Here is a 23426-nt window from a genome sequence, read left to right as displayed (position 1 = left end):
CTATCGGCTACAGCCGTAGAGCAGATAAGGAGATAAAGATGAATAATAAGGGTGCAAATCTGACCCCGGAACAAGCGCTGGATCAACTTGAAGCGCTGTATGACCGTTCCGTTGAGGCCCTTCGTCAGGCGATCGCTCGCTATATTGACGACGGCCAGCTTCCCGATACCGAAGCCCGCGCACAAGGGTTATTCGTCTATCCGCAGTTATCCGTAAGCTGGAATGGCAGCGCGACGAACCCACCGAAAACCCGTGCCTACGCCCGCTTTACCCATTCGGGCTGTTACACCACCACCATCACCCGCCCTTCGCTGTTTCGTCCCTATTTACTCGAACAATTAACACTGCTGTGTCAGGACTATGGCGCGAACATTGAGGTGGGGTTATCGGCGCATGAAATCCCGTACCCTTACGTGATTGACGGTTCGGAGCTGACGCTCGACAGATCAATGAGCGCGGGCTTAACGCGCCATTTTCCCACTACCGAACTGGCGCAGATTGGTGATGAAACCGCCGATGGACTGTTCCACCCGACCGAGCTTTACCCGCTTTCCCATTTTGATGCGCGCCGCGTGGATTTCTCGCTGGCGCGGCTGCGCCACTACACCGGCACGCCGGTTGAACATTTCCAGCCGTTTGTGTTGTTCACCAACTACACGCGTTATGTCGACGAGTTCGTGCGCTGGGGCTGTAATGAGATCCTCAACCCGGACAGCCCTTACGTCGCACTCTCCTGCGCGGGCGGCAACTGGATCACTGCCGATACGGAAGCGCCGGAGCAGGCCATTTCCGACCTGGCGTGGAAAAAACACCAGATGCCAGCCTGGCACCTCGTCACCGCTGACGGTCAGGGTATTACGCTGATTAACATTGGTGTTGGCCCGTCGAACGCGAAAACGATTTGCGATCATCTGGCCGTGCTGCGCCCGGATGTGTGGCTGATGATTGGTCACTGCGGCGGCCTGCGTGAAAGCCAGTCGATTGGCGATTACGTGCTGGCGCATGCCTACCTGCGCGATGACCACGTGCTGGACGCCGTACTGCCGCCGGATATTCCCATCCCGAGCATCGCTGAAGTGCAACGTGCGCTGTATGACGCGACCAAAGAGGTGAGCGACATGCCGGGTGAGGAGGTCAAACAGCGTCTGCGTACCGGCACGGTGGTCACCACCGACGATCGCAACTGGGAGTTGCGTTATTCCGCCTCCTCACTGCGCTTTAACTTAAGCCGCGCGGTGGCGATTGATATGGAAAGCGCCACTATTGCCGCCCAGGGTTATCGCTTCCGCGTGCCGTATGGCACCCTGCTCTGCGTGTCGGATAAACCGCTGCACGGCGAGATCAAACTTCCCGGCCAGGCCAACCGTTTTTACGAAGGGGCGATTTCCGAGCATTTGCAAATTGGCATCCGCGCCATCGACCTGCTCCGCGCAGAGGGCGATCGCCTGCACTCGCGTAAATTGCGCACCTTTAACGAACCACCATTCAGATAACAATTAAAAAGGATTAACCATGCAAACCCCAACACCGTTACAAGCGTTACGCGATCGGCTGGTCGCCCTGGAGCTTGACGGTATGATTGTTCCGCGCGCCGATGCGCACCAGAGCGAAGACTGTGCGCCACATGACAATAAACTCCAGTGGCTCACGGGCTTTACCGGTTCTGCCGGGCTGGCGCTGGTGCTGCGCGATAAGGCGCTGCTGTTCGTGGATGGCCGCTACCAGGTACAGGTACGCAGCGAAGTCGATCTCCATGATTTTGCGATCCACCATTTGCACAACGAGCCGCTGGATCTGTGGTTAAACGCTTCATTGCCTGCGGGCAGCCGCATCGGTTTTGAGCCGCTGTTGATGGTCAACAGCCAGTTTCAGGCGCTGAACGCCACGCACTGTGAACTGGTGGCGCTGGATAGCGATCCGTTCGATGCCATCTGGACCGATCGCCCGGCGGCACCGTGCGGCGCGATCCGTGAAATGCCGCTGGCGATAAGCGGTGAAAGTAGTGCCGATAAACGCGCACGCATCGCGCGGGTGCTGGCGGAAAAAGGGGCGGATTACCTGGCGATCACGCTGCCGGATAACATCGCCTGGCTGCTGAATATTCGAGGTTCAGACATTGCAATGAACCCGGTGGCGCACTCATTTGCCCTGCTTAGCCGCGAGGGAGACGTCGAGTGGTTTGTGAACCCGCAGAAAACCACTGGTTTATCTGCGCAGCTCACCTCAGCGCTGACGCTGCATGATTTCGAAGATTTCCTGCCGCGTTGCCAGCAAATCGCCGCCGGGAAACGCATCCTGCTTGATGGTGATTTCGCGCCAGTGGCGCTGCGTTTCGCGATTGAACAACAGGGTGGCGAGGTGCTATGGAGTGCCGATCCTATTACCTTTATCAAAGCGCATAAAAACGCCACCGAACTGGCAGGCTACCGTGAAAGCCACCAGCAGGATGGCGCGGCGTGGGTTAATTTCCTCGCCTGGCTGGCGCGTGAAGTGCCCGCCCGTGAAGCGGCGGGTAACCCGGTAACCGAACTGGAAGCGCAGCAAAAACAGCTGACATTCCGTCAGCGGCAGCCCGGTTTTATTGAACAGAGTTTCAGCACCATTTCAGCCTCCGCCAGCAATGCGGCGATGTGCCATTACCACAGCAGCGAAAAAACCAACAAAGCCATCACCAGCGCCAACTTCTATTTGAATGATTCCGGCGGTCAGTACCAAAACGGCACCACTGACGCGACGCGTACGCTGTCGTTTGGCACTCTCAATGCTCAGCAGCGGTTGCATTACACCGCCGTGCTGAAAGGCTTTTTATCGATGTTCACCCTGCAATTTCCTGCTGGTACGCACGGCCACCAACTGGATGCGTTTGCCCGCCGGGCGCTGTGGGATTTGGGGCTGGATTTCGATCACGGCACCGGGCACGGCGTTGGTCATCAGTTGTTGATCCACGAGCAGCCGCAGCGCATTGCGAAAAAGGTCAATCCGTGGCCGCTGTCGGCGGGCAACATCATGACTATTGAGCCGGGTTACTATTTAGCGGACAACTACGGCATTCGTATCGAAAACCAGGTTGAAGTGGTGGAAAGCCAGCCGGGGTTCTGTCGCTTTGCTTCGCTGACGCTTATTCCCATTGATTTAAGCCAGGTGGAGTGGAGCCTGCTTAGCGAACAGGAGCAGCAGTGGCTGGATGACTATCACCAGCAGGTGCGCGACACCCTGTCGCCGCGGGTTGATGACGACGCACGCGCGTGGCTGTTTGCCGCCACTGCCCCGCTGCGCGTGCAGGCAAGCTAAGCGTTCGGTTCATTTACAAACCCGCTGCGGCGGGTTTTATTTTAATAAGTGCAGGCGTAATGACTCTTCAGCGTTTCTTTGCCAGCTTATCGATGCCCGAACTGACGATGCCAATAGCCTTTGTCATCGCGATGTATTGCTGCTTCAAAGAGAAATTCACACACGGAAAAGCGCTAAGCGCCGGGATGTGAGAACGCAGAAAAGCAAAAAGCCTGCTTAAAAGCAGGCTTTTTTTAAATCTGGCTCCTCTGACTGGACTCGAACCAGTGACATACGGATTAACAGTCCGCCGTTCTACCGACTGAACTACAGAGGAATCGTGTGAACGGGGCGAATATTAGCGATGCCCCTGGCCCTTGTCAAAGCCTGATTTTCACATTTTGGCGCGTTTGCCGAATTATTCTCCATTCTGTGCAGAAATGGTGCTTTTTTGCGGCTTCGGGTACTTCCACAGCCAACGTCCGCTGACCATACGCCAGTAAAACAGCGCGCCGCGCACCGCCCAGTCAAGGAACATCCCGAGCCAGACACCGACCACGCCCATACCGAGCATAATCCCCAGGGTGTAACCGGCGACAACGCGACAGCCCCACATTCCCAGCATTGACACCCACATGGCAAAACGGGCGTCGCGTGCGCCTTTCAGCCCAGCAGGCAGCACCCACGATGCCGCCCAGATAGGCATAAACGCCGCGTTAAGCCAGAGAAGCACTTTAACCACCTCTTTTACATCCTCTTCCTGGGTGTAAAACGAGGCGAAAAGCCCGGCAAACGGCGCGGTTCCCCAGGCAAGCACCGTCAGCAACAGCGTCGAGAGCCAGAATACATGGCGCAACTGGCGCTCAGCCTGGCTTATCTGCCCTTTGCCTAGCCGTTTACCGGTGATAATCGTGGAGGCGGAACCCAGCGCGTTGCCTGGCAGGTTGATCAGCGCTGCTACGGAGAAAGCAATAAAGTTACCGGCGATAACGTTGGTGCCCATTCCGGCAACGAACATTTGCGTCAGCAGTTTGCCGCCATTAAACAGCACCGATTCAATACTGGCAGGAATACCAATGCCCATCACTTCCCAGATGATGCCGAAGTTGAGCTTTTCGAAATAACTTTTTAGCGGAATACGCAGCGCCGGGTTAAAGCCAATCATCAGCACCCAGATAATCGCCACCGCGCCAATATAGCGAGAAATGGTCAGCCCCAGCCCTGCCCCGGCAAAGCCCATCCCTTTCCAGCCGAAGAGGCCGTAGATCAGCACGCTGCTGATAAGAATGTTGAGGATATTCATGCCGCCGTTAATCAGCAGCGGGATTTTGGTATTGCCCGCACCGCGCAGCGCACCGCTGCCAATCAGCGCAATGGCCGCAGCCGGATAGCTGAGAACCGTCAGTTCAAGGTAGGTCAGCGCCAGCGCTTTGACCTCCGCCGTTGCCGCCCCGGCGATAAAATCGATAATTTCCGTACCGTAGTAGTGGATCACCGCCGCCAGCACGATCGAAAACAGGGTCATGATCACCAGCGACTGACGCGTCGCCGCCCTCGCCCGCTCGCCGTCCAGCTTACCGAGGCTGAAGGCCACCACCACCGTGGTTCCCAGGTCGATAGCCGCGAAAAACGACATCACCACCATGTTAAAACTGTCGGCAAGGCCAACACCCGCCATCGCCTCTTTGCCCAGCCAGCTTACGAGGAAGGTGCTGAGCACGCCCATCATCAGCACACAGGTGTTTTCGAGGAAGATAGGTACGGCAAGGGGGGTGATTTCTCGCCAGAATAAAACACGGTAGCTTTTACGCTTTCTGTACCACGGCGTGCGCATGACAGCCTGACGAAGAGGAGTAACGACGTTCAAATTGGTCCTTAGCCGCAAAAGGTGAAATCACATTTCAAATGATGGGGGAGAAACCCTGATCCTGCAAAGCATTTCCGCAGAAAACGATGATAACGAACCCAAATTGTCGATGGATTCAGCAGTCAGAACACCCTGCGAGAAATGAGGTTTGACAAAAGATTTTTCGCCGCTAAGATAAGCCTCCACAACGATTCCTCTGTAGTTCAGTCGGTAGAACGGCGGACTGTTAATCCGTATGTCACTGGTTCGAGTCCAGTCAGAGGAGCCAAATTTTAAAAAGCCTGCTTTTAAGCAGGCTTTTTGCTTTTATCGCTCCGCTAAGCATAGCGATAGGTTTTTCCCTTGCAGCCCCCCCTTTCTGCGTCTTCAGTATCAAGCTGAATCTGTTACCTAATCCATTGAAAATGTTTGCTTACCTTAATGCTCTGATCGCTGCTTGCAGAAATCATAGACATGCGTAATCAATACCGCGCCACATGAAATACAAAAACGCGTGACCAGCCAGCCAGGTAAAGTTGCTCGCCGGTCACGCCGCGTCTATCAGGGACAAACATTTAAGGGTTAACCACCATGCGCAACCGTTTTACGACTCGTCTGGCAAAACGCCTTTTCGCCACCGCACTCCTTCTTTTTACTGCCTCAGGTCATGCAGATGTGGTGGGGCAAGCCCCCGAATACCAACAGATTGACGGGCTGATAAGAGAGCCGCTTTTGCTGGCGGTCACCTTAGATAATGGTCAGCCGGCCGTGCTGGATGCCTTTGTGACACGCATGGCCAGCCAAACGCCTTTGCCCGTGGTGTTAATCACGAATGGAACCGTTGGCACTGCTGAATTTGATCGCTGGATAATCAACCCGAACCGTTATGCCGCAACGGCTATCGCCTTTGCACGCCACGGTTATGCAGCGGTGGTGGTCCTGCGTCAGGGCTACGGACAATCAAGCGGTGCGGCGGAGTATGCCGATGGCTCCTGCGCGCAACCTTTACACCTGCGGGCCGGAGAGCAGGATACTCGTAACTTGCTCGCCGCCCTCGATGCCGTGCGCCGCCAGCCGTGGGCCGCAGCCGATAACGCGATCCTTGCCGGGATGTCCGCAGGTGGTTTTGCGGTAATTGCTACTGGCGCAGCTAATCCACCAGGCGTTAAAGCGGTGATCAATTTCGACGGCGGAAGGGGCGCGATTGACGGGAAATCACTCTGCGATAAAGCTGGTCTGCTGCAAGCTTACGCACGTTACGGGAAAACAGCGCAGATCCCGTCCCTGTGGCTGTATGCGAAAAATGATAAATCCTTCCCGCCATCAATGGGCAAAGAGATGTTCGATGCCTATCAACAGGGAGGCCACACGGCACATTTCATCACGATGCCGGCCTTCGGCAATAACGGACATGTCTTTATGGATTCAGCGCCGGAGAATTTCTGGTGGCAGACGGTGGCAGCATTTCTAAAACAGCAGCATTTACCGACCGGCGAAGCTGTGGCTCTGCCCGAAACGCACCTGGTGGCACCGCCCGCCCTCAATGCCGCCGGGAAAAAAGCCTTCTCAGCATATGCCGCAACACAACGCTATGAAAAAGCCTTTGCCACGGACGAGGACGGCGACTGGGGCGCCGCATACTGGGCCAGGAACAGCCATCAAGCCGCAGAAACAGCGCTAAGCATCTGTCAACAGGAGCAGCGTCCGGGCGCGGCCAAATGCACGGTGTACGCCATTAATAACCGTGTCGTCACCGGAAAGACGCCTTAGGCCCAATAGAAACCAGACGCAGGAAAAACGCATTTAGCATGGGGTGCCAGCCCGGCAACCCATGCGACGTCTGGTCATAACTTGAAAGCGCTTCTATTGAATATTGTTTATGCTTCCTCTTCATGTTGTCTACGTTTATAAAATGCTGCCGGATAGGTTTTTTCGTAATACCCTTTCATTTCAACTTCATCAAGTGAAAGGGCCCGACGCAAATGAAAAGAACACAGAATTACAGGGGCAATTAACACCACAACGGCACCGGAAATAACAGTAAACGGAACCACCCCCAACAAACTGATATACCAGCCAGCAATAGCCACGCCAAAAGGGTTCGCCAGACTGGATAAAAAGCCTGCCATGGCGCTCATTCTTGTTCGGTAATTACGTGGTGTTGCCATTGAGCGCAGCGTACTGAGGTTGACATTAATAAAAATAAACGCCATACCGCAGAAAAACGCCAGCGCAATAGCCATATAGATATTTCCCATCAAGACAATTGCCATGACGCTGCAGCCCAACAGGATAAAGCCAAATAGAACATTATTAAGCCGCCCCGCCCATTCTCTTATGAGAGCGTTAATGTAAAGGCTGCTAACAATCAATCCCAAAGCAAATGAGAATTCGAATGCGCCAAGATAGGTAGCGGGAAGCTTTAATTCAGTGTTGATCCAGTACGGTATCGTCACGGAAAAGAAAGGAAACATCGTAAAATTAATGACAGAGGAGACCAATGCAATATGAAACTCAGATTTAACATGATAGATCGCTTTAAATGCCCCTTTCGTTTTATGAAACCATGTCTCCTTTTCGCCCGTTGAAACGGCGTCCACATCATATTTAAACAATAAAATAATAAATGCGATGCAGGACAATACATAAACCAGTGCAGAAATATACAGCGCAACTCCAGCGGAAAAAATCGAAATAAGCAAAGCGGCAATCACCGGACCTGTCAACATGATTATGGAATTGATGGTCGAGCGGTGCGATATAGCCTGCGTCACTTCCCCTTCTGCAACAAGATCGGGAATTAGCCCCATAATCGTTGGTTCACGCACAGATGAGATAGCGCTCATCACCACGAGTCCCGAGGCGATAGCCGCCAGGTTGAAATATCCCAGATAAATTGCCAGGCAGAATAATGCGATGATCCCTAAAACAGCGAACTGACAGGCAATGATAAATTTGATGCGATTGAAGCTATCGCCAAATGACGCCAGAAACGGTTTAAGGTAAATCTCTGCCGCCACGGATATGGCAATGAGTGAGGAAAAAGCGACTGCCGAGTGCGTGACTTGCAGGCACCACCAGGCCATAGCCAGTCGGAAAATATGCCCGACACCATGCCCAGCGATGTGCCCGTTTGCAATAAGAAGAAACGAGAGCCAAGACGCATCAACACATCAACGTTCATACAACCCATCCCATTCGCGCAAATTTTGCTTTTCGCTTTGTGTCAGCCCCATAATTCCACCGGTGAGGTTAACAACGTGGGTAAATCCCTGATCCAGTAAAAACAGGATAGCGCGTTTGTTGCGGCTCCGGATTTGCAATAACACACTATCAGTTGATCCTGAAGGAGTTCTGCGATACGTGCGGACAACTCCCGCCGTGGGATATGCATACCGCCGATGGAAATAACATTCCGCTCAGCCGGTTCTCTGGCATCTCATTAAAACAGGCCATCATGGCGTGTTTTCAGCGAAACCACTGATTGAAATTGATGCTTTCGGTCTCACCTGATTAATTACCGGCTGGTTTGAAAACTGCCCGACCGCATGTTTTGAGCCGCAATAATGAAGACCGGTTGCTCAGTGAATCATAAATCATGGGGTTATCAGTAAGTACATTCTCAATCCCGGTAATTATCCTGAACACTTCCCCGGCATGTCACAACCGCTTACCCGATTCCAGCCAGTTGCGAACCGCAGCGCTTAAACGTATGTTGATGATCATTCTGCTGGTTATTCATTGCGTTAGATGATGAGGAAAAATGGAATCATTATTTGTTTATGGTACGCTTCGCCCCGGTCATTCGAATGCCTATATTCTGGAAACTATCGGCGGAGAGTGGCTGCCGGGTTACGTTACGGGAACATTTTATGAATTTGGCTGGGGAGCCGCCGCCGATTTCCCCGGTATTGTGCTGGATAAAGACGGTCCCCGGGTTAATGGTTACCTGTTTGTATCCGCTAATCTGGTGACGCACTGGCCGTTGCTGGACGAATTCGAAGAGGGCTACGATCGTGTTCTGGTGGATGTGACCACGCTCGACGGCAAGCATGTGACGGCATGGATTTATCAACTGCAACCACAGGAAAAAGCATAGCATCGCTGTAATTAACAGCCTTCATCACAAAATGCAGCATGCCTGAGGCCGCTCTGCTGAACCTTTCTGCTGAATAAGGCCCCTCTTTTGCTGGGTTTGTGGCTCGTTAACCGTTAAGCCGCAAACGCTGACGGTTTGCGACATACCGGGACGTCTATGAAGAAAAGCAAACAGTCAATGCCGGTGATACTGCCTCTCGCTGTGGGCGAGACTAACGTCAGCAGAAAAAAATCATCGTTGTTAACCATGTTGAGTTGAACTCACACCAGGCCGTACAATTTTTCGTTTTTCAAACGACACACCATCAATGATACTCACGCGTAAGCCTGATTGAGCGATGCTATTTAAATATGAAACAGGATCTGAGTGACGTTTTAAAAACGTTAATCTACAGCGCCTTTCATAGGCTGGCATGCCATGCGTTATTTTCGGCACGGGCTTTATTAACAGCGATAAAAAGCTGTCAGCACTATTGCATTATCGCCAACCCAGACTGCGCAAAAAATTCATAAGGCAGAGAAAATGACTTTAGAAATTTTAAATTATTTAATTGAAATCGCTTCAAACAATAATCAGCCTCTTTCTGAAGCCCAGCGTAAGACGCATTATGATCACAGCCCGCCTGAGGATGAGTTATCCGCTTTTATTGCAGCACTCTCGTCAGAAAAAGTGAATGATGATGTTCTGTCTAAAATAAAATATCGCTTACAGCTACTTTCAACTGCAAAAAAAGATGATAAAAAAGCAGAAGAAATGTTATTAGCCAACATCTCATCCGATAAAGAAGCGTTCCCGTTAATTGATTTTACAGAGTGGCCGATTGTCCGTTACGCTGTTTCGGGCGAATTACAAACTGCGGAATCGGAAGAATATTTTAACAACATTTCTACGGCAGCGGCGATAATACGTTCCGCGATTGTCGACAGCGAACGCGCTAAAAGAGCACCGACATTCTCTATTCTTGAGAAAATCCTGGCATTGAACAGCGCGTTACCTGAACGGTACAAAGCGATGGCAAATATCCTCTACTGATGTTTTGCGCGTTCGGGGAGAGTTGCGATGTCCGCTTCCTGCGGCGAGCGGACATAAAAATGCACTTTCGCGCTTTCGGGAATCACAGTAACAGAGATTACTCGTTGCCCACTGATTCAGAAATGTCGCAATCTCATCAATACGCAGCGCGTCGATACCCGCTTCAGTGGCCATCTCTTGCTGAGCCTCTTCACTGATTTCTTCGTTATTCATCAAACGGGTGATCAGTAGCTGAAAATAGTGCGCCAGCGCATCACGTTCTGATTCTTTTACCGTTTTTTCGGTTTCCGTCGAATACTCATCAACGATGTCATAAAATTTAAGCGGTACTTCGTTACTCATACATTCCCCCGGGGGTTGAGATCGTTTGCAGTAGTTATTACCACATCAAATCATCAGGCACTTTAAAATCAGCGTACGGATCATCTTCATCTTGATCTTCCTGACTAAGCGCGCTGTTTAATACAATACTGTTCGCATCCCGCTGAGCGATTTTATCGGCTACGATTGCAGGAATAATCGCGTATTCAGTCTCATCCTTGCCATCAACAACCAGACGAGCAATGGCGAGACGACCGCTAATCAGTTGTGCCTGAGTATTTTTATCCACCGTTATTTTTTTAATTAACTTATTATCTGTGAAATTAAAATCAATATTGCCTTTGGCAATGGTGATCCTGTTCATTTCAATAAGTTGTTTCACCTGCGCTTTATATTCTTTCGATAACGCAGCTTGTTTTTGTCGCTCGCTTAACTGCTTATCGCGCTCAAGCTGTGCTTTTTTATTCTCTTCCACTGCTTCTCTTGCTTCACGCGCCTGAACGCGTGATTTTTTAGCAGTGCGCTGGACTTTGGCCATTTTCTTACTGGTTACTAATCCCGCTTTGAGCATCTGTTCTTGTAAGGTGAGTTTTGTCATTTTCGTCTGTAAACCGGTTGAACAATGTGTCGGATTATAGCTGTAATTGTTGCCGCGAGACCAGATTGCAGCCTGTGTAGAGCAGACATTGCGCTCGCCATTCCACACTCTCCACGGGCGAAACCATTGCCATGGCCGAGTAGGTTGAGCAGAAAAGCGGGTACCACAGCGCACAATCAATGACGCCGAAACGCGGTTTATAAAACGCCGGTTTCGGCAGCAAACCAATCTGCATGCTTTTAGACTTTAAGCAGCTTAACCGTCGCATCCACGTCTATCTCGTCTTCGGAGAAGATCAGGGTTGTTCCCTGAAAGGTGGTGATTGCCAGTTTTTTTAGCGAGCGCATTTCGCCAGGCTTCGCGGCTGATTTCGGCCGGATACTCCCCATCAACGCGCCAACGGACAGCACCGCATTGTCTTTATCGATGCGGGTATTGGCAGGAACTTCTTCGCTATACACCAGATAAGATTTGATCGAAGTGAGCTTAATTCGTTCACCTGCGATATAGATGTATTTGCTATCCGGCACCACTTTCACGGCATAAGCAGACAACCCTTTGTTGTTTGTCGTGGGTTCGAACGTTACCGCCGCATCTTTTTTAATCAACTCAGGGTTGGCGACCTTAATCACATGAAAGTAACGGTTTTCCCCGTTTTCATCTTTGATAAATCCAAAACCTTTATCTTTAAACCAGGTTGTGATCTTTCCGTTCATCGCCTTACTACCTACTTAATCGTTCATTTGCTCTGTTTTTGCTGCGCGCAGTGTAAAGCACAATGCCTGCGCCGACTATGTCTTTGGCTTAAGTGTCGGTGATAAATTTTCGCACTGCAAAGCGGAGTACGGCGCTTTATAGTGCGCCGTACGAGGAGGAGGTTATGCTTTCAACTGCATTTCAAATCAATCACGCCAGCCCATCGCCGGTGCGACATGCTTAAGAATCGACTCAATCACGTGCGCATTATAATCTACGCCTAATTGATTCGGGACCGTCAGCAATAGCGTATCCGCTTCGGCAATGGCCTCATCCTTTTTCAGCTGTTCGATCAATTTATCCGGTTCTGCTGCATAGCTGCGACCAAAAACAGCGCGGGTTTTCTCATCAAGAAAGCCGATTTTATCGCTGTCATCACGACTGCCACCAAAGTAAGCCCGGTCACGATCGTCCACCAGCGCAAAAATACTGCGACTGACAGAGACGCGCGGCGTGCGCGAGTGCCCTGCTGCTTTCCAGGCTTCACGGTAGGCACGAATCTGCTGCGCCTGCTGGATATGGAACGGTTCGCCGGTTTCATCATTTTTCAGCGTGGAGCTTTGCAGGTTCATCCCCAGTTTTGCCGCCCAAACCGCTGTCGCATTTGAGCCTGCGCCCCACCAGATACGTTCGCGCAAACCTTCAGACCAGGGTTCCGGGCGCAGCAAGCCTGGTGGGTTCGGGAACATTGGCTGCGGGTTCGGTTTGGCAAACCCTTCGCCGCGCAGCACATCAAGAAACGTTTGTGTATGATGGCGCGCCATATCCGCATCGGTTTCGCCTTCCGCCGGCTGATAGCCAAAATAGCGCCAGCCATCAACAACCTGTTCCGGTGAACCCCGGCTGATGCCCAGTTGCAAACGCCCGCCGGAAATCAAATCCGCCGCGCCGGCATCTTCTGCCATATACAGCGGGTTTTCATAGCGCATATCGATAACGCCGGTGCCAATCTCTATTTTGTGCGTTTTGGCGCCAATAGCGGCCAGTAACGGGAAAGGTGAGCTGAGCTGGCGGGCAAAGTGATGCACACGGAAATACGCGCCGTCCGCACCAAGCTCTTCAGCGGCAACCGCCAGATCGATGGATTGCAGCAGCGTATCAGCCGCCGAACGCGTCGCCGATTGCGGCGAAGGTGTCCAGTGACCAAATGACAAAAATCCGATCTTCTTCATGGCGTCGTTGTCCTTCTGTTCAGAGAGGTAATCAGCAGACGGGTTCATTACCCGTCCAGAATTGCCTTTACTCTACGCACTCCATGAGAAGAATAAATACCGATTGTTTAACCTTAAGGTTCAAATTTATTGATAAACCATTCTATAGCGGTTGTTTATCAATCGGATGATTCACCACAGGCGCACTAATATTTACCGGCATACCAGAACGGCGCTCCAGTTCCTGGTTTGCACGGTTCGCATCAATGCCTTCGCCTTTCATCAGCGCATGTAGTACCGGGGTGGCAGGCAGCGGCACTTTGTTGCTGGACTCAAACTCGGCGCGATTGCGCGATAGCGGTTCGTGAACTTCCACCCAACTACTGCCATCCGGCTCGGTGGTTATTTTGACCGGCTGGTCGATAATCTGTACCCGTGTTCCCACAGGTACATTGTCGAAGAGGTATTTAATGTCATTGCTGCGCAAACGGATACAGCCCTGACTAACGCGCAGCCCAATACCAAAATTCGCATTCGTGCCATGAATGGCGTACAGCTTCCCGATATAAATGGCATACAGCCCCATCGGGTTATCCGGCCCGGCGGGTACAAACGCAGGTAAGGTTTTCCCCTCTTTCTCGTACGCTTTTCGGGTATTCGCCGTGGGTGTCCAGGTTGGCCCCTCCTGCTTGCGTTCCACCGCAGTCACCCAGTTGCGCGGCGTTTCGCGTCCGGCCTGGCCGATGCCAATCGGTAAGATCTCGACGGTATTCGAATCTTTCGGGTAATAGTAGAGGCGCATTTCCGCAACGTTAATCACAATGCCTTCGCGGACGGTCGCGGGCAGGATCACCTGCTGCGGAATGACCAGTTGCGAGCCAGCTTTAGGTAAAAAGGGATCGGCATCCGGGTTGGCTTCAAGCATATTACTCAACCCCTGTCCGTACTTCGCGGCGAACGCTTCCAGCGGTAATGTGTTTCCCTGCGCAATGGTGATAGTTTGCGGGCTTCCCACCAGTCGGCTGCCTTCCGGCGGCAGTGGATAGCTCACGGCCTGCGCGCCCTGGGCACAGAGTAAAGCAACACAACAGCAAAACAGTTTAACGCAGCGCATCATCTTTTCCTCGGGCGCAACGGGTATTTGCTAATCATAGTTTGCTTTGCGGGTTTTCTCTTTTTTACAGCACGTTATCGCGTCAGAGCGCAAAGCCATAGTGCGAGCCATCCGGCAGCTCAATATCAATGCGTAGCTTGCTGCCTGTCGCTTCCACGTAGCGCTTCAGCGTGGAAAGTTTAATGTCCCGCCCCTGCTTTTCCATCACCGCTACCGTCGGTTGTTTCAGCCCCAACTCCTGCGCCATTTCGATCTGCGTTTTTTGTACCCGCTCACGCAGCTCGGCAAGGTGGATGTTGAGCAGCATCTCTTGCGCAAGTGACTGCGCAGCGGTGACGACATCGGTCTTTTGTTCGGCAATTAGCTGTTCCAGCGTTTTGCTCATCGTGTTACTCCTTGATTTTAATCTTGTGCAGATGGTGCGTTAGCTCCAGATCTGCAATCTGGATCATCACATCGTAAAAACGTTTTTCATGGCTCGCCTTGTTGCCAGCGCAAAGCAATATTCCCACGCGCTGCGGATCGAAGGCATAGAAAACCCGAAACGGTTCGCCCTGGCTTTGTATGCGCAACTCTTTCATATTGTTATAACGCGAGCCTTTTACTGTATCCGCGTAAGGTCTTGGTAGCTGTGGACCTTTAACCCGGAGCACCATCAGCGCCGCCAGCACACTGGCGCGATCGTTGTCACCCAGTGCATCAAACCACTTTTCAAACGTCTGCGTCATTATTATCTGCCACACAACACACCTCATTAATATAGACTAAAAACTATATAGATCAAATTCTATATTCAAATAATGCGGTGTTCGGGCGGTGTCTGCATGCCCAGAGGGAAAGTAATGGAAGCGTGATTCCTGAATATCAGCCGCAAAATGCAACGTTGCATTAATTTTGCGACCCGGCTTCATACAAGAAAAAACCCCGCCGAGGCGGGGTTTTTGTTTTAACACTTTCAGTGTTAGCCTTTGCTGCGGCTGGCGATGATGTCATCCGCCACGTTGCGCGGCGCTTCCGCATAGTGGTGGAACTCCATACTGTAGGTCGCGCGGCCTTGCGACATGGATCGCAGCGTGGTGGAGTAGCCAAACATTTCGGCCAGCGGCACATCAGCACGGATAATCTGGCTACCGAAACGCTCTTCCATGCCCTGCACCATTCCGCGACGGGAAGAGAGATCGCCCATAATGTTCCCGGCGTACTCTTCCGGCGTTTCCACTTCCACATGCATAATCGGCTCCAGGATTGCCGGATCCGCTTTGCGCGCGCCCTCTTTGAAACCAAAGATCGCCGCCATGCGGAAGGCCATTTCCGAGGAGTCGACATCGTGATAGGAACCAAATGTCAGGGTTGCCTTCACATCGACCACCGGATAACCCGCCTGCACGCCGTTATTCATGGCTTCGCGCAAGCCTTTCTCCACGGAAGGAATATACTCGCGCGGTACCACGCCGCCTTTGGTGGCGTCTTCAAATACAAAGCCGCTCCCCGGCTCCAGCGGCTCAAGCGTCAGCACCACATGACCATACTGACCTTTACCGCCGGACTGGCGTACAAATTTACCTTCGATATCCTTCACGGTTTTACGTAAAGTTTCGCGGTATGTGACCTGCGGGCGACCGATATTCGCTTCCACGCCAAACTCACGTTTCATGCGGTCGACAATAATTTCCAGGTGCAACTCACCCATCCCGGAAATAATCGTCTGCCCGGACTCCTCATCAGTATGCAGACGGAATGAGGGATCTTCCGACGCCAGCCGTTGCAACGCGATGCCCATTTTCTCCTGATCCGCTTTGGTTTTCGGCTCAATAGCGAGCGAAATTACGGGTTCAGGAAACTCCATGCGCTCCAGGGTGATCACTTTATCCGGGTCGCTTAACGTGTCGCCAGTGGTGACATCTTTCAGGCCAACGCAGGCGGCGATATCGCCGGCGCGCAACTCATCCACTTCATGGCGATCGTTGGCATGCATCTGCACAATACGTCCGATACGCTCTTTTTTACCTTTCACCGGGTTGTATACCGCATCCCCTTTTTTCAGCACGCCGGAATAGACGCGGATAAAGGTTAGCTGGCCAACATACGGGTCGGTCATCAGTTTGAACGCCAGCGCCGAAAACGGTTCGTCGTCATTCGCATGGCGCTCTGCTGGTTGGCCTTTTTCATCCACGCCCTGAATGGCAGGGATATCCAGCGGCGACGGCATCAGCTCCACCACCGCGTCGAGCATGCGCTGGACGCCTTTATTTTTAAAGGCGCTGCCGCACAGCATCGGCTGAATTTCGCCAGCAACCGTGCGTTTGCGCAGGCCGGCAATAATTTCCGCTTCGTCCAGCGATCCGGTTTCCAGATATTTATCCATCAGCTCGTCACTGGCTTCTGCCGCCGCAGAGATCATTTTCTCGCGCCACTCCAGCGCGGTTGCCATCAGATCATCCGGTACCGGGCCATAGCTGAAAGTCATGCCTTGCGTCGCGTCATCCCAGATGATTTCGCGCATTTTGATCAAATCCACCACGCCGGTGAAGTGCTCTTCCGCGCCAATCGGGATCACAATCGGCACCGGGTTGGCTTTCAGGCGGTCGATCATCATCTGCACCACGCGGAAAAAATCCGCGCCGGGTCTGTCCATCTTGTTGACGAACGCGAGACGCGGCACGTGGTATTTATTAGCCTGACGCCACACGGTTTCGGACTGCGGCTGCACGCCACCGACGGAGTCATACACCATTACCGCGCCGTCGAGCACACGCATGGAACGTTCCACCTCAATGGTGAAATCCACGTGCCCGGGGGTGTCGATAATGTTAATGCGGTGCGGCTCAAACCCTCTGTCCATACCAGGCCAGAAGCAGCTTACCGCCGCAGACGTAATGGTAATGCCGCGCTCTTGCTCCTGCGCCATCCAGTCGGTTGTTGCCGCGCCATCGTGTACTTCACCCAGCTTGTGGCTCATCCCGGTGTAAAACAGAATGCGCTCAGTGGTGGTTGTTTTACCGGCATCGATATGCGCGGAGATACCGATGTTGCGATAACGTTCGAGGGGGATGGGTCGGGGCATGATGCGTCCTTAGTCATTTGACTGTTAGTTCGCGACCGGAATTGGCCGCTATTCATTCACGGCATCTATAATAGTACAACTGTACGAGTATATTCGAACTATTTTTGCTATTCTTACGATTGGTTGAGCCACGATTGACCTCGTGGCTTTCGCAAAGCAGTTTGCGTATAGTACCGGCCCAGCCGCCGATACGGGCTGCTGCTTTTCCAGCACAGCCACCGCCGACACAGGAAGATTATGATCGCTAACCACCCCGAACGTGAGCAATTTCGCCTTGAAAATGTGCTCTTTGCCCTTGGTAATCCCCTGCGCCTGGCGATGATTAAACGACTTGCCGACGGCAGCGAATTGAGTTGTAACGCCCTGCGCCCGGAAGATGTGGCGAAATCCACGATGACGCACCACTGGCGCGTCCTGCGCGATAGCGGCGTGGTCTGGCAGCGCCCGCAGGGTCGGGAAAATATGATCTCCCTGCGCCGTGAAGACCTCGACGCCTGCTTTCCGGGATTGCTGGATACGCTGTTGCAAGCGATGCAAAAAGAGGGGTAATGCCGGGCAAGGCGAAGCGACACCCGGCCAAAAGATCTTATTTCGTTTCCGGCAACACGATATTGCTCGCCGCCAGCGTGCCCATATTGTTGTAGACAGCACAAGCCGCATCGACCAGTTGCATCGCCAGCGCCGCCCCGCTCCCCTCACCTAAACGCATGCCCATATTGAGATACGGTTCCAGCCCCAGATGTTCCAGCGCCAGGCGCGCTCCTTTTTCCGCCGACAGATGCGAAGGGATCAGGTACGGTTTGATCTGCGGCGCAATGCGGCACGCCGCCAGCGCCGACGCGTAAGAAAGAAAACCATCCAGCACCACCGGCAAACCACAGGACGCCGCACCGAGCATCACGCCGGTCATCCCCAGCAGATCGTAACCCCCGACTTTTGCCAGCACCTCAAGACCATCGGCGGGGTTGGGCTGGTTGACGGCAATCGCTTTACGTACCACCTGCGCTTTGTGTCCGAGCAGGCTTTCCGGCAGGTTTGCGCCAATGCCAACCACCTGTTCAGGCTCTTCGCCGGTCAGCACGCTGACAATCGCCGCCGCTGGTGTGGTGTTGGCCATGCCAAGTTCACCGACACCGAAGAGCTTCACGCCTTGCGCCGCCAGCTCTCGGGTGTAGTGCATCGTTTTCAACAACAACGCTTCGGCTTGCTCTGGGCTCATCGCAGGGCCGGTGGCGATATTGCCGCTGCCGCGCGCGACTTTCATATTCACCAGGCCCGGGATCGGATCGGCATCAATACCGACATCCAGCACATGTACTTTCGCACCAGCCTGCGCGGCCAGTACGCAAACGCCCGTCGTCGCCTGCGTCATGTTTGCCGCCTGAATCGCGGTGACAACCTGCGGTGATACCGCCACGCCCTCATGCCAGACGCCATGATCGGCGCACAGCACCACAATGGCTTTCTCACCGCTAAGCGGCTTGCCGTTTAACCCCGGCATTCCCGCCAGTTGCACCGCTAATGCTTCCAGTCGGCCAAGGCTGCCAACCGGCTTCAGTAAACCATCCAGATGACGCTGCGCCTGCGTCATCGCTACGTTATCGGGAGCCGGGATACTTGCCAGTAGTGTCGTCAATGTCTGCATATTGTTTCTCGTTATGTTGCGGGCTGTTCAGAGTAGCGCCAGAAGAAATACCAGTTCGCCAAGTTCAATTGCTGCACCCAGCGTGTCGCCGGTTTGCCCACCCAGCGTGCGTTTAAGCAAGTGTCCCAGCAGGAAGATCGCTGCCAGCGTCACCAGCAGCGCAATAATCCCTTTCATGCCCAATATGGCAATCGCCAGCAACGCCGTGATTGCCAGTGTGACCAGCGTGTCTCTGGCGGAAACTTTACCGATAAACAGGTTGCCCAGCCCCTCTTCGCGCGCATAGCGATGGCCGAACATCAGTAACACCGAGCAACCACGACCGGCGGCGCAGGCCATCGCCAGCGCAGCAATCATGCTGACACCGCGCAGTTGCAGCTCGCTGATAACTAGGGTTTTGGCGACCAGCACAAACACCAGCGCCAGGCCGCCGTGGGTGCCAAGTCGGCTGTCACGCATGATCTCCAGCATCCGTTCGCGCCGCCGCGCGGAAAAAACACCGTCGCAGGTGTCCGCAAGACCATCCAGATGAAAACCGCCGGTTAGCAATGCCAGCGCCAGCACGCCAAAAAGCGCGGCCAGCGAAACGCCGCACCAGGTTTGTAACACCAGCACGACGACACCGCCAAGCGCCCCGAGCAGCAGGCCAACCAGCGGAAATGTCACAATACCGCGCACATAATCCGCAACATCCAGCCCCTGAACACAACGACCAGGTACCGGCAAACGGCTGATAAAAGAGAGCGTGGCGAAAAACAATTTGATCATTTGATTTTGACTCCAATTCCGGACACCACCAGCCAGACGTGATCTGCCGCCTGCGCCAGCCGCTGGTTGACGCGCCCGGCGATATCGCGAAAATGCCGCGCCAGCCGGTTTTCCGGCACAATGCCCATGCCCACTTCATTGGTCACCAGCACCACCGGTGATGGGCACGCCGCACAGGCGGCAATCAATTGCTCAATCTCGTGCTGAACCTGCGCTTCCAGCGCCGCGTAGTCCCAGTTATCCGGGTCGTCGCCCGCGCCAGAAGCAAACAGCAGATTGGTGACAAGCGTCGTAATACACTCCAGCAATACCGCTTCGTCAGGGTTGTTATGCGGGGTAATGACGCCTGACAACTGTTGCCAGCGCTCTTCGGTGCGCCAGTTTTTGGGGCGTCCCGCCCGGTGGTGCTCAATACGCGCTGCCATTTCATCATCAAAGATTTGCGAAGTGGCGATATAGAGCACTGTTTTTGCGTCCGCGACCAGCGATTCGGCATGGCGGCTTTTGCCGCTGCGCGCACCGCCGGTAACAAGGGTTAACATGCCTGCTCCTGATGTTGCTGCATAATTTGATAAATACGATCAATGTCCACATGCTGACGCATGGCGTCGGCGAGGATATCAAACTGCTGCGCTTTGTACTGCGCATAATCAACGCGCGCATCCAGCGGCGGTAGCCCTTTACGCTGGCGCAGCTCGTTAAGCAATGTGCGGGTGAAGGCATCGCTATCGAACAAGCCATGCAGATAGGTGCCAAACACCAGACCGTCGTTGCTGACCGCGCCGTCTGCCACTCGCTGACCCGCTTTTTGTAGCCACAACGCCGGCTGGCAACCGCTGCTGCGCGTGGTTTCACCCAGATGAATTTCATAACCGCGCAGCGTTAGCCCGGCGCACGACGCCAGCCAGCCGGGGAGCGTCTCCGGCAAACTCGCCTCGACCCGCGTGGTGGTTTTATCTAGGGCAAACCGTGTCACCGTCTCCAGCAACCCCAGCCCTGGCTGTTGACCCAGCCCGGACTCCACCTCATCAATAATGGTTTCGCCAAGCATTTGATACCCACCACAGACGCCAATAATCGGCACACCCGCGCAGTGACGTTCCAGCACAGCTTTCGCCAGCCCGCTTTCGCGCAACCAATTGAGATCGCCAAGGGTGTTTTTACTACCAGGGAGGATTAGCAGATCGGCGCTATGCAGCTCCTCCGGCGTGCGCACGTAATGAACGCGTACGTCGGGCTGAGCGGCGAGCGCGTTGAAATCGGTGAAATTAGAGATATGCGGGAGTTGCACCACGGCGATATCCAGCGCCCGCTCGCCGGTGCGCACGTATTTTCCGCGCTGTAACGCCACCCCGTCTTCATCCTCAAGGTCGACCTCCAGCCACGGCATGACGCCAATCACCGGTACGCCGGTTAAGTCTTCTATCTGCTTAATTCCCGGGGTGAGCAGCGCGACATCGCCGCGAAACTTATTGATGATCACCCCTTTTACCCGCCAGCGTTCGTGTTCCTGCAGCAGCGCCAGCGTGCCGTAAATCGCGGCAAAAACACCACCTCTGTCGATATCGGCCACCAGAATGACTGGGCAGGCGGCCATCTCCGCCATGCCCATATTGACGATATCCCGGTCGCGCAGGTTGATCTCCGCCGGGCTGCCCGCCCCCTCCAGCACCAGCGCGTCATACTCCTGCGCCAGGCTCTGGTAAACGCGGATAATCTGCTCGCGCAGGCGCGGTTTATAGTCGTGATAACTCACGGCGTCCATATCGGTCGCGACTTTACCCATCAGCACCACTTGCGCTTTGCGATCGCTGGTTGGTTTGAGCAGTACCGGGTTCATACGCACATCCGGCTGGATACCCGCTGCTTCCGCCTGAAATATCTGCGCGCGCCCCATTTCATGGCCGCTTGCGGTGATACCAGAGTTAAGCGCCATATTCTGCGATTTAAACGGCGCGGTTTTTAGCCCGTCCTGATGAAAAATACGGCACAGCCCCGCCACCAGCACGCTTTTGCCCACGTCCGATGCGGTGCCCTGCAGCATAATGGCCTGCGTCATGACGCCTCCTTAACCTGCGTCGCCCTGTTTGCACAGCGGCACTCCTGCCCGCCGTGCCGTTTTACTTCTCACAAGCCATGTAGAATAAAGCAATGTCATGGCTGACGATAATATGATGATTGCTCCATTATCGGCACACTCAACTTAACCTCGCGGATGAACACCGGTAGCCCTCGCACATCAGGGCGCTGTTATGCCTTCTCCCACTGTTTATTCACCAGAATGGTCGAAAAATAGGGCAGCGGCTGATCGTCGCTCACCTCGCTCAGCCGCCGCCAGCATTGTTCTCCCGGCAGCGTGGCTTCCGCCATCATCAGCGCATGATCGAGCAACCCCGCTTGCGTAAGCAGCGCTTTGATCCGCGCGAAACGGCCATAGACTTTCATCAACACCAGGCTGTCGTGCTGCGCCAGTGCCTGGCGGATGTCGCTTTCCGGCGCGGTGCAGGAGACCACCGCCAGCGACTGTTGTTCCATCGCCAGCGGTGTTTGTGTCCGCGCGGCAATAGCGGCAAACGAGGTGACGCCGGGAATAATCTCCAGATTTTGCGGGTATTGCAGGCGCTGCAGCAAAAACACCCAGGTGCTGAACAACATGGCGTCGCCAAGCGTAATAAAACCGACCTGCTTACCGGCCTGCACTTCAGCCTCCAGCGCAGCAGCAACTTCATCCCATACAGCCTCTTTTTCCGCGCTGTCGGCGCTCATCGGGAAGTGGCAACAGCGCACTTCGGTCTGTTCACCGAGGTACTCGCGCACAATCGACAGCGCCAGGCTGTCGCCGCCTTTGCGCCCCGCCGGGGCATACAGCACATCCAGCGTTCCGAGAATGCGCGCACCGCGCACGGTGATAAGATCCGCAGCGCCGGGACCCGTACTCAATGCGAAGAGTTTCCCGCTCATGCCGCCACCTCCAGCGCTTGTTCAAGCGCCTGCTGCAAATGCTGGACAAACATCGCACGGATATCAGCATTTTCACCCAGGCCTTGCAGCCACGGCGTGGCAGAGATACCGACGCGTTCAAACTGCGTTTTCCACGAATCGTCGTCATCGGAAGCCATGTCATTAATCGCGTGATCGCCCGCCACCAGCATCAGCGGCATCAGGTGCACGGCTTTCACCCCTTCATGGCGCAAACTGTCGATCACCACGTCGATTTCCGGGTAGCTTTCCACCGCGCCGACGCGCGCCGGGAAGCGATGCGCCGCCATCATATGATCAAGGCACGCATACGCGGCAAAAGCATGGTGGCTGGCGCCGTGGCCCATAAACACCACGCGTTCATCCGGGGCGACTATCGGCATCTGGCGCGAGAGCGCCTGCATCAGATGCAGGTAATCTTCATGGCTGCTGAGCAACGGCGCACCAATCACCAGCCGTTTAAACAGCGGGCGCATCATTTGCACTTCGTGAACAATTTTTTCATATTCGTCGCCGTTAATAATGTGCAGCGACTGGATTGCCACATCCTGATAACCCTGTTCCGCCAGCTTTTGCAACGCCTCCAGCGGAGTATCTATGTGCAGATTATCGCGCTGCCTGAGCTTGCGAATGATCATGCCGGAGGTGAACGCGCGAAACAGGGTGCGATCCGGGCAACTGGCCGCCAACTCGCGCTCGCAGGCAACAATGTTTTTCTCGCAGGTATCGTGATAGCTGGTGCCAAAACTCACCACCAGAAGGGCTTTTTTCATTCTGTTCTCC

25 protein-coding genes, 2 tRNA genes and 1 pseudogene are annotated in these 23426 nt (G+C 54.0%); 8 read left to right on the top strand and 20 right to left on the bottom strand.

The genetic code is table 11. The annotated features are described in order from the left end of the window. The first annotated feature begins 38 nt into the window (after window positions 1–38). Genes C813_RS31650 through C813_RS47640 form a run of 3 tightly spaced genes read left to right on the top strand, consistent with a single transcriptional unit; the run spans window position 39 to window position 3482 of the window. A complete protein-coding gene (locus tag C813_RS31650) occupies window positions 39–1493 on the top strand; it encodes an AMP nucleosidase (RefSeq protein ID WP_017458408.1) in 1455 nt (484 codons plus the stop codon). Window positions 1494–1512: 19 nt separating this feature from the next. After that, window positions 1513–3291, top strand: coding sequence for an aminopeptidase P family protein (locus C813_RS31645; protein WP_017458409.1), 1779 nt, complete (start codon window positions 1513–1515; stop codon window positions 3289–3291). 59 nt (window positions 3292–3350) lie between these two features. Beyond that, window positions 3351–3482: a hypothetical protein gene (locus C813_RS47640; protein WP_274519671.1), complete on the top strand. Its 132-nt coding sequence runs from the start codon at window positions 3351–3353 to the stop codon at window positions 3480–3482. Between the two features lie 49 nt (window positions 3483–3531). Here the strand turns inward: C813_RS47640 and C813_RS31640 are convergent. The 3 genes from C813_RS31640 to C813_RS47700 form a co-directional block, all read right to left on the bottom strand. Beyond that, window positions 3532–3607: transfer RNA gene (locus C813_RS31640), tRNA-Asn, on the bottom strand. A gap of 81 nt (window positions 3608–3688) precedes the next feature. After that, window positions 3689–5155 carry an EmmdR/YeeO family multidrug/toxin efflux MATE transporter gene (locus C813_RS31635; protein WP_096325403.1) on the bottom strand — a complete coding sequence of 489 codons (1467 nt, stop codon included), beginning with the start codon at window positions 5153–5155 and terminating at the stop codon, window positions 3689–3691. 9 nt (window positions 5156–5164) lie between these two features. Further along, window positions 5165–5323, bottom strand: coding sequence for a DUF5951 family protein (locus tag C813_RS47700; RefSeq protein ID WP_404820049.1), 159 nt, complete (start codon window positions 5321–5323; stop codon window positions 5165–5167). Between the two features lie 6 nt (window positions 5324–5329). Between C813_RS47700 and C813_RS31630 the strand changes: the two genes are divergently transcribed. Both C813_RS31630 and C813_RS31625 read left to right on the top strand, forming a co-directional pair. Then, window positions 5330–5405: transfer RNA gene (locus C813_RS31630), tRNA-Asn, on the top strand. Between the two features lie 302 nt (window positions 5406–5707). Then, the gene (locus tag C813_RS31625; protein ID WP_017458411.1) at window positions 5708–6886 is read left to right on the top strand and encodes a dienelactone hydrolase family protein; all 1179 of its coding nucleotides are present in this window, start codon (window positions 5708–5710) and stop codon (window positions 6884–6886) included. A 107-nt stretch (window positions 6887–6993) separates the two neighbouring features. Here C813_RS31625 and C813_RS31620 read toward each other — a convergent pair whose 3' ends face one another. Then, window positions 6994–8202, bottom strand: a complete 1209-nt coding sequence (locus tag C813_RS31620) for an MFS transporter (protein WP_025263562.1) — start codon at window positions 8200–8202, stop codon at window positions 6994–6996. Window positions 8203–8289: 87 nt separating this feature from the next. Beyond that, entirely contained in the window at window positions 8290–8445 is a 156-nt protein-coding gene (locus tag C813_RS47305) for a hypothetical protein (protein ID WP_017458413.1), read from the bottom strand. 434 nt (window positions 8446–8879) lie between these two features. Between C813_RS47305 and C813_RS31615 the strand changes: the two genes are divergently transcribed. Both C813_RS31615 and C813_RS31610 read left to right on the top strand, forming a co-directional pair. Then, entirely contained in the window at window positions 8880–9215 is a 336-nt protein-coding gene (locus tag C813_RS31615; protein ID WP_017458414.1) for a gamma-glutamylcyclotransferase family protein, read from the top strand. Window positions 9216–9737: 522 nt separating this feature from the next. After that, window positions 9738–10247: a hypothetical protein gene (locus C813_RS31610; RefSeq protein WP_017458415.1), complete on the top strand. Its 510-nt coding sequence runs from the start codon at window positions 9738–9740 to the stop codon at window positions 10245–10247. Window positions 10248–10355: 108 nt separating this feature from the next. Here C813_RS31610 and C813_RS31605 read toward each other — a convergent pair. The 9 genes and pseudogenes from C813_RS31605 to fusA form a co-directional block, all read right to left on the bottom strand. Beyond that, window positions 10356–10589: pseudogene (locus tag C813_RS31605) on the bottom strand (DUF2543 family protein); the annotation flags it as partial. A gap of 37 nt (window positions 10590–10626) precedes the next feature. Beyond that, window positions 10627–11166 carry a DUF2058 domain-containing protein gene (locus C813_RS31600; RefSeq protein ID WP_017458417.1) on the bottom strand — a complete coding sequence of 180 codons (540 nt, stop codon included), beginning with the start codon at window positions 11164–11166 and terminating at the stop codon, window positions 10627–10629. A 34-nt stretch (window positions 11167–11200) separates the two neighbouring features. After that, window positions 11201–11401: a hypothetical protein gene (locus C813_RS31595; protein WP_025263560.1), complete on the bottom strand. Its 201-nt coding sequence runs from the start codon at window positions 11399–11401 to the stop codon at window positions 11201–11203. Window positions 11402–11405: 4 nt separating this feature from the next. Further along, a complete protein-coding gene (locus C813_RS31590; RefSeq protein WP_017458418.1) occupies window positions 11406–11882 on the bottom strand; it encodes a cold-shock protein in 477 nt (158 codons plus the stop codon). A 186-nt stretch (window positions 11883–12068) separates the two neighbouring features. Then, the gene (locus tag C813_RS31585) at window positions 12069–13094 is read right to left on the bottom strand and encodes an LLM class flavin-dependent oxidoreductase (protein ID WP_017458419.1); all 1026 of its coding nucleotides are present in this window, start codon (window positions 13092–13094) and stop codon (window positions 12069–12071) included. A 142-nt stretch (window positions 13095–13236) separates the two neighbouring features. Next, window positions 13237–14187: a L,D-transpeptidase gene (gene ldtA / locus C813_RS31580; RefSeq protein ID WP_017458420.1), complete on the bottom strand. Its 951-nt coding sequence runs from the start codon at window positions 14185–14187 to the stop codon at window positions 13237–13239. A gap of 82 nt (window positions 14188–14269) precedes the next feature. After that, entirely contained in the window at window positions 14270–14572 is a 303-nt protein-coding gene (locus C813_RS31575; protein WP_017458421.1) for a helix-turn-helix domain-containing protein, read from the bottom strand. Window positions 14573–14576: 4 nt separating this feature from the next. Further along, the gene (locus tag C813_RS31570) at window positions 14577–14930 is read right to left on the bottom strand and encodes a type II toxin-antitoxin system RelE/ParE family toxin (RefSeq protein ID WP_025263559.1); all 354 of its coding nucleotides are present in this window, start codon (window positions 14928–14930) and stop codon (window positions 14577–14579) included. 218 nt (window positions 14931–15148) lie between these two features. Continuing rightward, window positions 15149–17251: an elongation factor G gene (fusA, locus tag C813_RS31565; RefSeq protein ID WP_017458423.1), complete on the bottom strand. Its 2103-nt coding sequence runs from the start codon at window positions 17249–17251 to the stop codon at window positions 15149–15151. Window positions 17252–17488: 237 nt separating this feature from the next. Between fusA and C813_RS31560 the strand changes: the two genes are divergently transcribed. After that, complete coding sequence (locus tag C813_RS31560; RefSeq protein WP_017458424.1) at window positions 17489–17800, top strand: ArsR/SmtB family transcription factor; 312 nt, start codon at window positions 17489–17491, stop codon at window positions 17798–17800. A 37-nt stretch (window positions 17801–17837) separates the two neighbouring features. Here C813_RS31560 and cobT read toward each other — a convergent pair whose 3' ends face one another. The 6 genes from cobT to cbiK form a co-directional block, all read right to left on the bottom strand. Then, window positions 17838–18896 carry a nicotinate-nucleotide--dimethylbenzimidazole phosphoribosyltransferase gene (gene cobT / locus C813_RS31555; RefSeq protein ID WP_025263558.1) on the bottom strand — a complete coding sequence of 353 codons (1059 nt, stop codon included), beginning with the start codon at window positions 18894–18896 and terminating at the stop codon, window positions 17838–17840. Window positions 18897–18923: 27 nt separating this feature from the next. Next, window positions 18924–19664, bottom strand: a complete 741-nt coding sequence (gene cobS / locus C813_RS31550; protein WP_017458426.1) for an adenosylcobinamide-GDP ribazoletransferase — start codon at window positions 19662–19664, stop codon at window positions 18924–18926. Continuing rightward, entirely contained in the window at window positions 19661–20206 is a 546-nt protein-coding gene (gene cobU / locus C813_RS31545) for a bifunctional adenosylcobinamide kinase/adenosylcobinamide-phosphate guanylyltransferase (protein ID WP_017458427.1), read from the bottom strand. Before cobU ends, cobS begins: the two co-directional genes overlap by 4 nt. Next, window positions 20200–21723: a cobyric acid synthase gene (locus C813_RS31540; protein WP_017458428.1), complete on the bottom strand. Its 1524-nt coding sequence runs from the start codon at window positions 21721–21723 to the stop codon at window positions 20200–20202. The genes cobU and C813_RS31540 overlap by 7 nt, the downstream gene beginning before the upstream one ends. 191 nt (window positions 21724–21914) lie before the next feature. Further along, complete coding sequence (locus C813_RS31535; protein WP_017458429.1) at window positions 21915–22625, bottom strand: cobalt-factor II C(20)-methyltransferase; 711 nt, start codon at window positions 22623–22625, stop codon at window positions 21915–21917. Then, entirely contained in the window at window positions 22622–23416 is a 795-nt protein-coding gene (cbiK, locus tag C813_RS31530) for a sirohydrochlorin cobaltochelatase (RefSeq protein ID WP_017458430.1), read from the bottom strand. Before cbiK ends, C813_RS31535 begins: the two co-directional genes overlap by 4 nt. Between the last annotated feature and the right edge of the window lie 10 nt (window positions 23417–23426).

The organism is Kosakonia sacchari SP1, from assembly GCF_000300455.3.
In the GTDB taxonomy this organism is placed as follows: Bacteria; Pseudomonadota; Gammaproteobacteria; order Enterobacterales; family Enterobacteriaceae; genus Kosakonia; species Kosakonia sacchari.
This window is presented reverse-complemented; position numbering and strand designations above follow the sequence as displayed.